This window comes from Streptomyces sp. NPDC101165 (assembly GCF_044768135.1).
Classification (GTDB): Bacteria; Actinomycetota; Actinomycetes; order Streptomycetales; family Streptomycetaceae; genus Streptomyces.
In genome coordinates, this window is the sequence record NZ_JBIWPG010000005.1 from 283,523 (window position 1) to 296,648 (window position 13,126).

Annotated in this window: 14 protein-coding genes and 5 tRNA genes; 10 read left to right on the plus strand and 9 right to left on the minus strand. The window is 72.2% G+C overall.

Annotated features, from left to right (window positions below; genetic code table 11):
• Positions 1–228 precede the first annotated feature (228 nt).
• Together cobA and ACIRVH_RS12795 are read left to right on the plus strand one after the other, a co-directional pair.
• On the plus strand, positions 229–1,461 hold the full coding sequence (gene cobA / locus ACIRVH_RS12790) for a uroporphyrinogen-III C-methyltransferase (protein ID WP_403951577.1): 1,233 nt from the start codon (positions 229–231) through the stop codon (positions 1,459–1,461).
• 74 nt (positions 1,462–1,535) lie between these two features.
• Positions 1,536–2,354, plus strand: a complete 819-nt coding sequence (locus ACIRVH_RS12795) for a TrmH family RNA methyltransferase (protein WP_403951580.1) — start codon at positions 1,536–1,538, stop codon at positions 2,352–2,354.
• 15 nt (positions 2,355–2,369) lie between these two features.
• Here the strand turns inward: ACIRVH_RS12795 and ACIRVH_RS12800 are convergent, their stop codons facing one another.
• The gene (locus tag ACIRVH_RS12800; RefSeq protein ID WP_403951582.1) at positions 2,370–3,773 is read right to left on the minus strand and encodes a protein kinase; all 1,404 of its coding nucleotides are present in this window, start codon (positions 3,771–3,773) and stop codon (positions 2,370–2,372) included.
• 1,090 nt (positions 3,774–4,863) lie between these two features.
• Between ACIRVH_RS12800 and ACIRVH_RS12805 the strand changes: the two genes are divergently transcribed.
• Positions 4,864–5,805 (plus strand): phosphotransferase family protein, encoded by a 942-nt coding sequence (locus ACIRVH_RS12805; protein ID WP_403951585.1) that lies wholly within the window; start codon positions 4,864–4,866, stop codon positions 5,803–5,805.
• An 80-nt stretch (positions 5,806–5,885) separates the two neighbouring features.
• Positions 5,886–6,176 (plus strand): zf-TFIIB domain-containing protein, encoded by a 291-nt coding sequence (locus ACIRVH_RS12810; RefSeq protein WP_403951587.1) that lies wholly within the window; start codon positions 5,886–5,888, stop codon positions 6,174–6,176.
• Between the two features lie 47 nt (positions 6,177–6,223).
• Here the strand turns inward: ACIRVH_RS12810 and ACIRVH_RS12815 are convergent.
• The 5 genes from ACIRVH_RS12815 to ACIRVH_RS12835 all read right to left on the minus strand — a co-directional run bounded on the left by ACIRVH_RS12815 (position 6,224) and on the right by ACIRVH_RS12835 (position 6,680).
• A tRNA-Val gene (locus ACIRVH_RS12815) sits at positions 6,224–6,295 on the minus strand.
• Between the two features lie 29 nt (positions 6,296–6,324).
• A tRNA-Val gene (locus ACIRVH_RS12820) sits at positions 6,325–6,396 on the minus strand.
• 26 nt (positions 6,397–6,422) lie between these two features.
• Positions 6,423–6,494, minus strand: a tRNA-Val gene (locus ACIRVH_RS12825).
• Between the two features lies 1 nt (position 6,495).
• Positions 6,496–6,569: transfer RNA gene (locus ACIRVH_RS12830), tRNA-Cys, on the minus strand.
• 38 nt (positions 6,570–6,607) lie between these two features.
• A tRNA-Gly gene (locus ACIRVH_RS12835) sits at positions 6,608–6,680 on the minus strand.
• Positions 6,681–6,858: 178 nt separating this feature from the next.
• Here ACIRVH_RS12835 and ACIRVH_RS12840 point away from each other — a divergent pair.
• Genes ACIRVH_RS12840 through ACIRVH_RS12850 form a run of 3 tightly spaced genes read left to right on the plus strand, consistent with a single transcriptional unit; the run spans position 6,859 to position 9,611 of the window.
• A complete protein-coding gene (locus ACIRVH_RS12840) occupies positions 6,859–7,914 on the plus strand; it encodes a chorismate-binding protein (protein WP_403951589.1) in 1,056 nt (351 codons plus the stop codon).
• On the plus strand, positions 7,911–8,732 hold the full coding sequence (locus ACIRVH_RS12845; protein ID WP_403951592.1) for an aminotransferase class IV: 822 nt from the start codon (positions 7,911–7,913) through the stop codon (positions 8,730–8,732). Before ACIRVH_RS12840 ends, ACIRVH_RS12845 begins: the two co-directional genes overlap by 4 nt.
• A gap of 54 nt (positions 8,733–8,786) precedes the next feature.
• Positions 8,787–9,611, plus strand: coding sequence for a GNAT family N-acetyltransferase (locus ACIRVH_RS12850; RefSeq protein ID WP_403951594.1), 825 nt, complete (start codon positions 8,787–8,789; stop codon positions 9,609–9,611).
• 60 nt (positions 9,612–9,671) lie between these two features.
• On the opposite strand, the gene ACIRVH_RS12855 is transcribed toward ACIRVH_RS12850, so the two are convergent.
• A complete protein-coding gene (locus tag ACIRVH_RS12855; RefSeq protein ID WP_403951596.1) occupies positions 9,672–10,196 on the minus strand; it encodes a DsbA family protein in 525 nt (174 codons plus the stop codon).
• Positions 10,197–10,395: 199 nt separating this feature from the next.
• Between ACIRVH_RS12855 and ACIRVH_RS12860 the strand changes: the two genes are divergently transcribed.
• Complete coding sequence (locus ACIRVH_RS12860; RefSeq protein ID WP_403951597.1) at positions 10,396–10,839, plus strand: hypothetical protein; 444 nt, start codon at positions 10,396–10,398, stop codon at positions 10,837–10,839.
• 120 nt (positions 10,840–10,959) lie between these two features.
• The gene (locus tag ACIRVH_RS12865) at positions 10,960–11,112 is read left to right on the plus strand and encodes a hypothetical protein (RefSeq protein WP_165289388.1); all 153 of its coding nucleotides are present in this window, start codon (positions 10,960–10,962) and stop codon (positions 11,110–11,112) included.
• 64 nt (positions 11,113–11,176) lie between these two features.
• Here ACIRVH_RS12865 and ACIRVH_RS12870 read toward each other — a convergent pair whose 3' ends face one another.
• Both ACIRVH_RS12870 and ACIRVH_RS12875 read right to left on the minus strand, forming a co-directional pair.
• Entirely contained in the window at positions 11,177–11,737 is a 561-nt protein-coding gene (locus ACIRVH_RS12870; protein ID WP_403951600.1) for a CGNR zinc finger domain-containing protein, read from the minus strand.
• A gap of 304 nt (positions 11,738–12,041) precedes the next feature.
• Positions 12,042–12,455 carry an SsgA family sporulation/cell division regulator gene (locus tag ACIRVH_RS12875; RefSeq protein WP_004002642.1) on the minus strand — a complete coding sequence of 138 codons (414 nt, stop codon included), beginning with the start codon at positions 12,453–12,455 and terminating at the stop codon, positions 12,042–12,044.
• A 191-nt stretch (positions 12,456–12,646) separates the two neighbouring features.
• Between ACIRVH_RS12875 and ACIRVH_RS12880 the strand changes: the two genes are divergently transcribed.
• Positions 12,647–13,114: a TIGR02611 family protein gene (locus tag ACIRVH_RS12880; RefSeq protein ID WP_403951603.1), complete on the plus strand. Its 468-nt coding sequence runs from the start codon at positions 12,647–12,649 to the stop codon at positions 13,112–13,114.
• The last annotated feature ends 12 nt before the right edge of the window (positions 13,115–13,126 follow it).

Genomic DNA, 13,126 nt, shown 5'->3' on the forward strand with positions numbered 1-13,126 from the left:
GGCCGTACCGGGCGCCTCTTCCAACGGCCGGGTGGGTGTGGGCAGTCGTTCCGCAGGGGCGACGGGGGCGGGCGGGCACAACCACCCACAGCCGTGCACACGGCCACCCTGCTCAGCCACCGGACACCTGAGCCGCCGTTCCCGCAGTCAACGTAAAATCCGCACGTCAGGGCCACCGCAACGCCGCAGAGGCCTCGCAGTGCACAGCCGTAGGAGGAGCCGCCCCTCATGGTCGAACACCCCGCCTACCCCGTAGGTCTCCGCCTCTCCGGCCGCCGAGTGGTCGTCCTCGGCGGCGGCCAGGTCGCCCAGCGCCGCCTCCCCGCACTGATCGCGGCAGGCGCGGACATCCTCCTGGTGTCCCCCGAGGCGACCCCCTCCGTGGAGGCGATGGCGGACGCGGGCGAGATCACCTGGGAGCGGCGCCCCTACGCGGACGGCGACCTCGCGGCCGCCTGGTACGCCCTCATCGCCACCAGTGACCCCGAGGCCAACGCCCGGGCCTCCGCCGAAGCGGAGCGCCACCGCGTCTGGTGCGTCCGCTCCGACGACGCCGACCGGGCGACGGCCTGGACCCCGGCGACCGGCCACAGCGAGGGCGTCACCGTCGCCGTCCTCACCACGGACGCCAAGGGCCGCGACCCCCGCCACACCGCCGCCATCCGTGACGCGGTCGTCGAGGGCCTGCGCGACGGCACGCTCGTCGCCCCGCACCACCGCACCCGTACGCCCGGTGTGGCCCTGGTCGGCGGCGGCCCCGGCGACCCGGACCTCATCACCGTCCGCGGCCGCCGCCTGCTCGCCGAGGCCGACGTCGTCATCGCGGACCGGCTCGGCCCGCGCGACCTGCTCGCAGAACTCCCGCCGCACGTCGAGGTCATCGACGCCGCGAAGATCCCGTACGGCCGGTACATGGCCCAGGAGGCCATCAACAACGCGCTGATCGAGCACGCCAAGCAGGGCAAGTCCGTGGTACGGCTCAAGGGCGGCGACCCGTTCGTCTTCGGCCGGGGCATGGAGGAGGTCCAGGCGCTCGCCGAGGTCGGCATCCCGTGCACGGTCGTGCCGGGCATCTCCAGCTCGATCTCCGTCCCCGGCGCGGCCGGCATCCCGGTCACCCACCGCGGTGTCGCCCATGAGTTCACCGTGGTCAGTGGCCATGTCGCCCCCGACGACGAGCGCTCCCTGGTCGACTGGCCGTCGCTGGCCAAGCTGACCGGCACGCTCGTGATCCTCATGGGCGTCGACAAGATCGGGAAGATCGCCGAGACGCTCGTCGCGCACGGCAGGTCGCCCGAGACCCCCGTGGCCCTCGTCCAGGAGGGCACGACGGCCGCCCAGCGCCGTGTGGACGCGACCCTCGCCACGGTCGCCGAGACCGTACGCGCCGAGGATGTGAAGCCCCCGGCGGTCATCGTCATCGGCGAGGTCGTGAACGTCGGCCCGGAGCCCGTGGCTTGATCCCGCGTAACCCGGGGTAACACAACCCGTTCCCAGCCGTTGGCAGCACACCCAGGACAAGGCAGTATCACCCTGTGGCCGATCTCATCACCGTTGAGGATCCCGACGACCCGCGCCTGCGCGACTACACGGGCCTGACCGACGTCGAACTGCGCCGCAAGCGCGAGCCGGCCGAGGGCCTGTTCATCGCCGAGGGCGAGAAGGTCATCCGAAGGGCCAAGGAAGCCGGCTACGAGATGCGCTCCATGCTGCTCTCGGCCAAGTGGATCGACGTCATGCGCGACGTCATCGACGAACTCCCGGCTCCCGTGTACGCGGTCAGCCCGGAACTCGCCGAGCAGGTCACCGGCTACCACGTGCACCGCGGCGCCCTCGCCTCCATGCAGCGCAAGCCGCTGCCGACGGCGGCGGAACTGCTCCGCTCCGCCCGCCGGGTGGTGGTCATGGAGTCGGTCAACGACCACACCAACATCGGCGCGATCTTCCGCTCGGCGGCCGCCCTCGGCATGGACGCGGTGCTGCTGTCGCCCGACTGTGCCGACCCGCTGTACCGCCGCAGCGTCAAGGTCTCCATGGGCGCGGTGTTCTCCGTGCCGTACGCCCGCCTGGAGACCTGGCCCAAGGGTCTGGACTCGGTGCGCGAGGCGGGCTTCACGCTCCTCGCGCTCACTCCGGACGAGAAGGCCAGGAGCCTGGACGAGGCCGCCCCGCACCGGATGGACCGGGTCGCGCTGATGCTCGGTGCCGAGGGCGACGGCCTGTCCACGCAGGCCCTGGTCGCCGCCGACGAGTGGGTGCGCATCCCCATGTCCCACGGGGTCGACTCCCTCAACGTGGGCGCGGCGGCCGCGGTGGCCTTCTACGCCGTGGCCTCGGGACGGCCCGCGTCCTGAGCCGGTCCGGGCGGCTCAGTTCCCCGAGCCGGACCCGGACTCGAAGGTCGACTCGTACCGCTGGGACATCAGCTTCCCGTCGGCCGACGGCGTGAAGCTCGGCTGCACGCGCTGCTGCCGCCGGCCGTCGCCACCGTCGTCGCCGAGCCCGCGGGCCGGGCCCTGACAGCCCTGCGCCACCGCGATACCGAGCGCCACGAGCAACGTCACGACCACGAACACGAACAGCCGCTGGCGCAGCAGCCGCGGATTGGCCGGGCGGCGGCCGGTCCCCGTCGCGCGCGGCACCGGACGCCCGGTACCGCTGCGCGGAGCGGGCCGGCTCCCGCTGCCCGAGCGCGTGCCGCCGGCGCGGGGCGCCGGGGTGGGGCGGGCCGCGCCCGGCCGGGAGGCGACGCCCCCGCCGCGCGAGGCGCTGCCGCCCCGCGAGGGGGTACCGCCCCGGGCGGGCGTGCCGCCGCGCGGCGCCGGGGTGCCGGGGGCGGTGCGCCGCGGGGCACGCTGCGACTCGGGGTAGGTGTCCACGAGCCGTCCGGTGGGCCGGTCCGCCTCCGCACCGCGCGGCGCGGGCGGCCGTACGTCGGCCAGGCCATGCGCCTCACGGGCGGCGATCTCCTTGAGCCGCAGCGACAGTTGGAGGGTGCTGGGCCGGTCGTCGGGATCCTTGGCCAGACAGGCCCGCACCAGCGGGGCAAGGGCGTCCGGAACGCCGTACAGCTGCGGCTCCTCGTGCACCACGCGGTACAGCATCACCTCGGAACTGCCTTGCCCGAAGGGCGAGTCGCCGGTCGAGGCGTAGGCCAGGGTCGCGCCGAGGGAGAAGACGTCCGTGGCCGGGGTGACGGCCGCACCGCGCACCTGCTCGGGAGCGAGGAAGCCGGGGGAGCCGACGGCGGTGCCGACGTGGGTGAGCGTGGAGGCGCCGGTGGCCCAGGCGATGCCGAAGTCGATGATCCGCGGCCCCTTGGGGGACAGCAGGATGTTGGAGGGCTTCAGGTCCCGGTGGACGACACCGGCTTCGTGCACGGCGACGAGTCCCTCGGACAGGGCCGCGCCGACCGCCGCCGTCTCGGCCGCGCCGAGCGGGCCCTCGTCGGCGACCTTGTCGTGCAGGGAGGGTCCGGGCACGTACTGCGTCGCGAACCACGGCCGTTCGGCCTCCAGGTCCGCCGCCACCAGCCGTGCGGTGCAGCCGCCCCTGATGCGCCGGGCCGCCGAGACCTCTCGGGCGAACCGTGACCGGAACTCCTGATCCTCCGCCAGATCGGGCCGGATCACCTTCAGTGCGACCCGCTGCCCCTTCTTGTCGGAGCCGAGGTAGACCACGCCCATTCCGCCCGCGCCGAGCCGTCGGTGAAGCCGGAACGAGCCGACGACGCGCGGGTCCTCGCGCCTCAGGCGCATCATCGCCATGTTCATCCCCGCTGCCCGGTCCCTGTGACGTGGCACAGCTTACGTTTCCACAGCCGCCTGCGCGCAGAGGCCGCGCCCTCTGGGACGGATGGATTGTGCGTGGCGGGAGCACGAGGTGAAACACGGTCAGGAAGCCGCTGTCTGCGGTGCCTTTGGGCCGGTTGTGACGTCAACGTGCTGACGTGGCAGGGAGGTTGGCCCCGGCCGGAGTGACCATGAACAGGGAGAGGCGCCCACGGAAGGAACACCGTGCCCGCCCTCCCGTCCGCCACCCGGAACCGGCCACCGCGCGGACGCATCGCACCCCCTCACCCCACTCGAAGTGATCGAAGTCACTCGCGCCGCCCGCCGGATCGTCCGGAAATGACCGGACACTGCGGGCGACCCCTCCGGGAAGACCCCGAGACCTAGGACCCCGTCTCCACCCAGGGGAGTACTCAGCAGTACATGGCTCATCCTCCGGGAGGCCCGCGATTCGGTACGAAGGCATGACGCCCGTCGGGGGCCGCGCGCCTAGATTTGAGGTCAAGCGGCGGGTGCAGCACTCGTCCCCCGAGGTCAGGCACCCGCCGCTGCCAACAACAACTGAGACGGTCAGGAGAGGGACCATGGCCCACCCGGCACCGCGACGCACGTTCGCCCCTCGCCGGACGGGTCGTCGCCACCCCTTGGTGGCGACGCTCATGGCCCTTCCCCTGGCGGCCCTGCTCCTCCTCGTCTTCGACGGCTGGGAGACAGTGGCCACACAGGCGTCGTCCGTGGGTGCGATGCTGGGGCGCTGAGCGGCGACCCCAGGCCCGGAAGAGCGGTCCGGGCGGGGACATCGATCCATGAAACCCCGTGGGGACGGGGGTGCGACGGACGGCACAAATGCCGGCGCAGCTGGGGAGCTGCGCCGGCATTACGCCGTTCTGGACCTCCGTCCGTTCCGTCTGCGGGCCGGTGGGGGCAGATCGTGCAGTTCCCCGCGCCCCTGGGGAGTTGCTGTCGCCGTACCCGGGCGAAGCCCACCCCGCCCAGCCGCAGCGCCGAGCACCACCGCAGCTCCCGCGCTCCGCGTACGCTCACCCCGGACACCCCACCCACCGAGGCCTCCGTGAACCTTCTCGCCGCTCTCACCGCACAACTCACAGCAACCGCCCACCCCCGAACCGGCGGAGCCACCTGCGCCTGCGGCACCACCCCCCTCGCCGACCGCCCCGACGCCACCGTCGTCCGCCACGCCGACACCGTCGCGAAGGCCCACGCCCCGGACACCGACCCCGCCGAGCTGGCCCTCCGCCTCGCCGCGGCGGCCCGGCTCCCGGACGTCCTCCTCGCCCCGCTCACCACCACCCCGGTCACCCTCCACAACCGTCTGGTGACCTTCTGGCCGTACGGCGCCCCCGTGGATCCGGACGACCCGGCCGCCGCCCCCTGGGAAGCCGCCGGCACACTCCTCGCCAGGCTGCACCGGACGGCCCCTCCCGCCCCCCTGCCCCCGATGCGCGGCCCCGCCAAGGCCACCCATGCCATCCACCGCCTGCGTACGGCCGTGAGCACCGTGCCCCATCCCGCCGCACCCCCTGTCCTGCGGGCCTGGCGCGCACTCCCCGCCTGGGCCCGCGCCGAGGCCCCCATGCCCGGCACCCCGGCCCTCTGCCACGGTGATCTCCACCTCGGCCAGCTGGTCCGCCGGCCGGCACCCGACGGCCCCTGGCTGCTGATAGACGTGGACGACCTCGGCGTCGGCGTCCCCGCGTGGGACCTCGCCCGTCCCGCCTCCTGGTACGCCTGCGGACTCCTCCCGCCCGTCGAGTGGACCCGCTTCCTGACCGCCTACCGCGGGGCCGGCGGCCCCGCCGTGCCCGCCGACGGCGACCCCTGGCCCGCCCTGGACGTCCCGGCCCGCGCCCTGACCGTGCAGACCGCGGCCCGCGCGCTCACCAAGGCGCTGGCGGCGGACCGCCCGCTGGACGAGGTGGAACAGGCCCTGGTGGACGCCTGTGCCCGAATGAGTTCCGTCCCCCACCAGTTGACGCACGGATTCCGGGCGTAGGGTGCAACCGACCGGGGCCGGACGGAGTCTGTCCTGGGGAAACACGAAGCAGGACCAACCGGCGAGGAGTTGAGCCGACCATGCAGTGTCCGAAGTGCCATGCGCCGATGCACACCTACAACCGCAACGGCGTCCAGATCGAGCAGTGCAGCGGCTGTCGCGGCATCTTCCTCGACTACGGCGAGCTGGAGGCCCTGACCCAGCTGGAGGCCCAGTGGGCCAAGCCCGTCCCGCCGGCCGCCCCGCAGGCGTACCCGGCCCCGCCCGCGCCGGCCTGGGGCGCCCCGCACGGCGGCCACCACGGACACCACGGCGGCCACGGTCACCACGGCCACCAGAAGAGCTGGGCGCACATGCTGTTCTCCAGCTGAGCGCACGAAGAAGCCCCCGGTCGCGAGACCGGGGGCTTTCTGGTGTGTGGACGATACTGGGATTGAACCAGTGACCTCTTCCGTGTCAGGGAAGCGCTCTCCCGCTGAGCTAATCGTCCGCAGGCTGTGACGTGAGAGTCACAGTCAGTGCGCGATACTGGGATTGAACCAGTGACCTCTTCCGTGTCAGGGAAGCGCTCTCCCGCTGAGCTAATCGCGCGGGTTCGGATCTTCGAGAAGATCCAGTGGACGATACTGGGATTGAACCAGTGACCTCTTCCGTGTCAGGGAAGCGCTCTCCCGCTGAGCTAATCGTCCTTGGAGGTGGAGACGGGATTTGAACCCGTGTAGACGGCTTTGCAGGCCGTTGCCTCGCCTCTCGGCCACTCCACCAGGAGTGTAGGGGATCGGGAAGACCCCTTCTTCCTTCGAGCGGACGACGAGGCTCGAACTCGCGACCTCAACCTTGGCAAGGTTGCGCTCTACCAACTGAGCTACGTCCGCTTGTCGTTTCGGTCCGCTCTCGCGTCCCGGCGACGTGTTGAACTCTAGCGGATTCCCGGGCCAGCACAAAAACGCGTTTGCGCAGCGTGCTGCGCTGCACTCCACGGAGCGCGTGGTCAGTGGCCCCGAGGGGACATGCCCGGGCCACCTTTCGGCCACCCGCCCTAGACTCGACCACGTGCTCGACCTCCCTTCCGGCCTCCCTCCTCTCGCCCGCTTCGGCGCCCGCCTCGCCACCGGCCTCCTCGACGTCACCGACGATCCCGCCGCCCTGGACTCCAGCGGCTTCTGGGCCGTCTGCGCCGACTTCGAGGGCCGGCTGACCTGCGCCCGCTTCGCGCACGTACGGGAGGAGCCGGTGCCCGCCCCGGTGCCCGGCGCCTGGCACGGCCCGGCGGTGGGGGACTGGACCACCTCCCTGGACCGGGCCGCCTACACCGCGGCGGTCGGCCGGATCCGCGCGTACATCGCGGCTGGCGAGGTCTACCAGGCCAACCTCTGCCGGGTGCTCAGCGCACCCGTCGCCCCCGACGCCGACGTGGACGCCCTGACCGCCCTGCTGGCCCGCGGCAACCCGGCGCCGTACGCGGGCACGATCCGGCTGCCGGAGCACGGCGTGGAGATCGCCACCGCCTCGCCCGAGCTGTTCCTGCGCCGGGACGGCCGTACCGTCGAGTCGGGACCCATCAAGGGCACCGGGCGGACCGAGGCGGACCTGCTGGAGAAGGACTACGCCGAGAACGTGATGATCGTGGACCTGGTCCGCAACGACATCGGGCGCATCTGCGCCACCGGCAGTGTGACCGTCCCCGACCTGTGCGCCGTGGAGAAGCACCCCGGCCTGGTCCACCTGGTCTCCACCGTCCGCGGCGAGCTGCGCGACGGCGCCGGCTGGCCCGACCTGCTCGGCGCGGCCTTCCCGCCCGGCTCGGTCACCGGCGCGCCCAAGTCGAGCGCGCTGAGGATCATCGAGGCGCTGGAGACGGCACCCCGTGGCCCGTACTGCGGCGGCATCGGCTGGGTCGACGCCGACCGGGGTGTCGCCGAGCTGGCCGTGGGCATCCGGACGTTCTGGATCGACCGCGACGCCGGGCTGCTCCGCTTCGGCACCGGCGCCGGCATCACCTGGGGATCCGATCCCGAGGGGGAGTGGCGCGAGACCGAGCTGAAGGCGTCCCGGCTGCTCGCGGTAGCGTCGGGGACGTACGAGGTGAGTGGAGGGGCTCTGTCATGAGGATCTGGCTGGACGGCGCGCTGCAGGACCTGGAGTCGGCCCGGGTCTCCGTCTTCGACCACGGGCTGACCGTCGGCGACGGCATCTTCGAGACGGTGAAGGCGGTGGACGGACAGCCCTTCGCACTCACCCGCCACCTCGACCGGCTGACCCGCTCGGCCCGCGGCCTGGGCCTGCCCGACCCCGACCACACCGAGGTCCGCCGCGCCTGCGCGGCCGTCCTGGAGGCCAACCCGATGCCGCTGGGCCGGCTGCGCATCACCTACACCGGCGGCCACGGCCCCCTCGGGTCCGACCGTGGCGAGCACGGCCCGACCCTGGTGGTCGCGCTCGGCGAGACCACGCGCCGCCCCGACTCCACCGCCGTGATCACCGTCCCCTGGACCCGCAACGAGCGCAGCGCCCTCACCGGCCTGAAGACCACCTCGTACGCCGAGAACGTCGTCGCCCTCGCCCGCGCCCACCAACACGGCGCCTCCGAGGCGCTGTTCGGCAACACGGTCGGACAGCTCTGCGAGGGCACCGGGTCGAACGTCTTCGTGGTCCTGGACGGCGAGATCCACACCCCGCCGGTCGCCTCCGGCTGCCTGCCCGGCATCACCCGCGCCCTCGCCGTCGAGTGGACCGGTGCCAAGGAGACCGACCTGCCGCTGGACGTGCTGGAACGGGCCGAGGAGGTCTTCCTCACGTCCACCCTCAGGGACGTCCAGGCCGTGCACCGCGTCGACGACCGGGAACTGCCCGGTGCGCCGGGCCCGGTCACGGCCAAGGCGATGCGGATCTTCTGGGACCGGGCCGGGGAGGACCTGGACCCCTGACAGAAGCCGGAAATTCGGCTGCCCCGGGGCTTCGGAGCGGGTAGAACACCCGTGATGACGACGACTCTGCGGCCGACCGAGCCGCTCCAGCGCAACGCCGACGGGACGCGTTCCCGCCGCTACCAGGTGTGCGTGAACAGCCGCCCGGTCGGCTCGATGCATCTCGGGACCTCAGTCGCCTTCGGCGACCGGACGGCCCGGATCCTGGACGTGCGCATAGACGAACCGGACCGCCGTCGCGGCCGGGGCACGGTGGCCGTGCTCGCCGCCGAGGAGGTGGCGCGGAGCTGGGGCTGCCGGCAGATCGAGACAGGCGTCGCGGGGGACGCCGGGGACGCACTGCGGTTCTTCGAGGCGCTCGGCTACGTCCACCGCAACCGCGGTATGGAGAAGCCGCTCGGCGAGGTTCCGCCCGAACTGCCCGTCGGAAGCCTGGAGCGCCCCATGGGCGCGGCCGAGTTCGAGGCGTGGCTCGCGTACGAGTCGGAGGCCTACGCACGCGTCTGGATCGAGCGGGGCGTGCCCGAGGCCGAGGCGTACGCCAGGTCGCGCCACGACCACGAGAGGCTGCTGCCGCACGGGCTCGCCACCGAGGACATGCTGTTCAGCGTGCTCGAGCACGAGGGCGTGCGGGTGGGCACGCTCTGGGTGTCCCTGCAGGGCGGCAAGGCCTTCGTCTTCGACGTGGAGGCCGACGGTGCCCACCGCGGCCGGGGCCATGGCCGTACGCTCATGCTGCTGGCGGAGCGGCAGGCGATCGCCGCCGGCCGCCGCGTCCTCGGCCTCAACGTCTTCGCGGGCAACACCCCGGCCGAGCGGCTGTACGAGTCGCTCGGCTACGAGACGACGCGGTACTCCCTCTACAAGGACCTTCTGTAGCGACGTCTGCAAGGACCTTCTGCAGCGACGTCCTCCTGTGGCGGCCGAACAGGCCTGTGGTCAGGCCCGAGGCCCGGCCAGCAGCCGGTCCGCGATCTCCTCGATGCGCTCGCGCAGCCCTTCCTGGCTCTTGCCACCGTCGAGGCGCTCGCCGCCGATGACATAGGTCGGCGTGCCGGTGACGCCGATCGCCTTGCCCTCGGCCTGGTCGGCGTCGACGATCAGGATGTGCCGCCCGTCGATCAGCGCGGTGTCGAACTCCTCGGCGTCCAGCCCCAGTTCACGGGCGACCTCGACCAGGAAGGGCTCTCCCTTGCGGTCCAGCTCCTCGACCCGGCCGAGCACCGCCTCGACGTAGGCCCAGCCCTCCCCCTGCTCCTGCGCCTCCTCGGCGGCCTGGGCGGCGGCGAAGGCGTGCTTGTGCTTCTCCAGCGGGAAGTGCCGCAGCCGCAGCTCCAGCCGGTCGCCGTAACGGGCGCGCAGGTCGCGGAGGTCGTCCAGGGCGCTGCGGCAGTCGGGACACTGGAGTTCGCACCAGACGTCGAGGACGGGGGCTTCGGTGCGTGCGGGGGAGGAGTCGCTCATGCGCACCAGTCTTCCAGGCCGGACCCCGGGTACCGAATCGGACGGCGGGCGTCCACCGGCACCTCGGGAGGAGGCGACCCGGAGATCTCCCTGATGTCGGGCCGGAGCATGGCATCGCGAGGACCGGGCGGTGCAGGATGGAAGGGACGAAGCGCACCTCGCGCCCCGCTGTGCCCATCGAGCCCGCCAGGAGGACCGGATGATTGCCGAGACCGTGTGTTCCGCCGTCTCCGCGGCCGGCCTCGGCGTCGCCGCGGTCACCGCCTACCGCAAGCGTTTCCTGGCCGCCGCCCGCATCACAGCCTATGCGCTCGTCCCGATCGGCCTGGTGATGACGGGCGTCGTCGGCTGGCTGGCCGACACGGCGTTCAGCCCGACGGCCTGGGCCGGTTTCGGTGTGCTGGGCGCCGCCTGGGCACTGTTCGCGACGACTCGGGCCGTGGAGCGCAGGCGCGGAGGCACCCGCGCGGAGCGCAAGGCGGCGCGAGCCGCCGGACGCGACGCGGTGGCCCCGGCCGCCTCGGCCCCCTCGCTGGGCCCGTCGACCCGGCCTGCCGCCCGGCCCGCGGGCGCCCCGCCCGCGACCACCTCCGCCGACGACTTCAGCGACATCGAGGCCATCCTCAAGAAGCACGGCATATGACCTGAAACCGTTCACAACCGGAAGCAAGTCGAACGGGCCGGTACGGAAATCGGTGAAGTAGCGCACTCGAAGCCGTGGTGATCGCCAAGGGGGCATCCCCTGGGTCATCATCACCGCGAGATGCTGGACACGAGACAGAGCGAGGCCGCGCCGCCGAAGGACGAGCCGCGCGGATGCCTCTTCGCCCTATCCCAGCCACCGCTGATGATCTTCCTTGCGGTGATCGGGTGTCTGCTCCTCATGGCTGCGCTGCACGACCTGCTGTTGCTGTGAGCCGTACACGTCCGTCCCGGCGTCACCCGCCGGGACCGGCGTCGACCGGGTGTGTCCCCGGGGATCAGCCCGCCGCTTCCTTGCGCCGGGCCCGGTAGGCGGCCACATGCAGCCGGTTCCCGCAGGTGCGGCTGTCGCAGTAGCGGCGCGAGCGGTTGCGGGAGAGATCCACGAAGGCACGCCGGCAGTCCGGCGCCTCGCAGCGCCGCAGCCGCTCCTGCTCCCCGGCCACCACGAAGAAGGCGAGCGCCATCCCGCAGTCGGCCGCCAGGTGGTCGGCCACCGAGGCGCCCGGGGCGAAGTAGTGCACATGCCAGTCGTAGTCGTCGTGGTCCGTCAGCCGCGGGGTGGTGCCGGCCGCGGCGACCAGCTCGTTGATCATCCCCGCAGCGGACCGGGCGTCCGGGGCCGCGAAGATCCCCGCGAACCTGCCCCGGACCTTGCGCACCGCCGACAGGTCGAACTCCGACAGCACTCCGACGTCGCTGATCGCGTGACCGCGCACGAAATCAGCGAGAGCCGCGACGTCCGCCAGCCCGTCCGCCGCCGAGTCGTCCTCCGGCGCGGTGTTCACCAGATCCACCACGGTGTCGAGGGCACACCGGGTGTCGTGGGTGATCAGCACGTTTTGCTCCCTGGCCTGAGGGTCGGGCGGGCGCCCGCCGATGCTGGCCGATGGTAGCGACAACCGCGCCCATCGCACCGGGGGCCGCCCACCGGCGATTGCCCGGTAGAACGCCTCCGTGCCCTCGGCGGTTCCCGAGTCCGTCCTGTGCCTGCACGATATGCCTCGATGTGGCCGGAAAACAGGCGGACGCCGCCCCGTGAGCACTCACGGTGACGGCGTCTGTCTGTGCCGTATGCGGTTGTCTTGGCCCGAGCCGTCTCCCCGAGTGGACGGCGCCGGGCGGCTTTGAGGTGGCCGCGGCCTAGCTCTCCGCCAGGATGTGCGAGAGCTCCTGATCCAGATCGAAGTGCCGGTGTTCCGTGCCGGGCGGCACGGCGGCGTCGGTTCGCTTCAGGAAGGACTCCAGGGCCCGTGCCGGGGCTTCCAGCAGGGCTTCCCCTTCCGGAGAGCTCAGGGCGATGCAGACGACGCCCTGACCGTGACTGCGGGACGGCCAGACGCGGACGTCGCCGGTGCCGGTGGGCCGGTGAAGCCCCTCGGCGAGGAGGTCGCGGGCGAACACCCACTCGACGGTCTCCTCGGCTCCGGTGTGGAAGGTGGCGTGCACGGCGTAGGGGTCGGCCGTGTCGTACCGCAGGCCTGCGGGGACAGGCAGGGAGGACTCGCTCGACACAACGAGGCGCAGGTGCAGCTCGCAGCTGACCGTGGTGTTCATAAGCGCCAGGGCCTTTCGCTCAGTGTGCGCTCGGGGATTCGCACGTCGGCGAAATCGACATGCCACCTACGGTGCCGTTGTAAACCCCTCTGAGTGTTTTGCGTGCCTTTACGTAACTCTTCCGGCCGAGAACTCGTACGAGACCTACGACCATTCCGGTGACTGGATTCACTCGGGTAGGGTTTGTCTGTATGAATACGGGGAGTGACGAGCTGGGCGAGGTCGCCGTGGCGGCGGACAAGGCCGACAAGGCAGGCGCAGCGGCGAGCGCGGAGCAGTCCGAGCAGGGGCTCGGCTCCCGGGCGCCGGCCTTCATCAAGGCCCGCCGAGCCCTGCACCTGAGCTGGCAGGTCGGCATCTTCGTGGTCGGCCTCGCGGTCGTCGTGGTGGGCATCATCATGCTGCCGCTCCCCGGCCCGGGCTGGGTGGTGATCTTCGCGGGCATGGCGATCTGGGCGACCGAGTTCGTCTGGGCCCAGCTCGTGCTGCGCTGGACGAAACGCAAGGTCACCGAGGCGGCCCAGAAGGCCCTCGACCCCAGGGTGCGGCGCCGGAACATCACGCTGACGGTGATCGGCCTGGTGATCGTGGGCGCGCTGGTCGGGGTCTACCTGTGGAAGTTCGGCATCGTGATGCCGTGGCAGCTCAAGAACCAGTGATCGCGGACCCGG

What these genes read in the sequence shown, in the direction of transcription:
- cobA (WP_403951577.1), top strand. Translation starts at nt 229, where the DNA reads ATGGTCGAACACCCCGCCTACCCCGTAGGTCTCCGCCTCTCCGGCCGC.
- ACIRVH_RS12800 (WP_403951582.1), bottom strand. Translation starts at nt 3,773, where the DNA reads ATGAACATGGCGATGATGCGCCTGAGGCGCGAGGACCCGCGCGTCGTC.
- ACIRVH_RS12810 (WP_403951587.1), top strand. Translation starts at nt 5,886, where the DNA reads ATGCAGTGTCCGAAGTGCCATGCGCCGATGCACACCTACAACCGCAAC.
- ACIRVH_RS12845 (WP_403951592.1), top strand. Translation starts at nt 7,911, where the DNA reads ATGAGGATCTGGCTGGACGGCGCGCTGCAGGACCTGGAGTCGGCCCGG.
- ACIRVH_RS12850 (WP_403951594.1), top strand. Translation starts at nt 8,787, where the DNA reads ATGACGACGACTCTGCGGCCGACCGAGCCGCTCCAGCGCAACGCCGAC.
- ACIRVH_RS12855 (WP_403951596.1), bottom strand. Translation starts at nt 10,196, where the DNA reads ATGAGCGACTCCTCCCCCGCACGCACCGAAGCCCCCGTCCTCGACGTC.
- ACIRVH_RS12860 (WP_403951597.1), top strand. Translation starts at nt 10,396, where the DNA reads ATGATTGCCGAGACCGTGTGTTCCGCCGTCTCCGCGGCCGGCCTCGGC.
- ACIRVH_RS12865 (WP_165289388.1), top strand. Translation starts at nt 10,960, where the DNA reads ATGCTGGACACGAGACAGAGCGAGGCCGCGCCGCCGAAGGACGAGCCG.
- ACIRVH_RS12875 (WP_004002642.1), bottom strand. Translation starts at nt 12,455, where the DNA reads ATGAACACCACGGTCAGCTGCGAGCTGCACCTGCGCCTCGTTGTGTCG.
- ACIRVH_RS12880 (WP_403951603.1), top strand. Translation starts at nt 12,647, where the DNA reads ATGAATACGGGGAGTGACGAGCTGGGCGAGGTCGCCGTGGCGGCGGAC.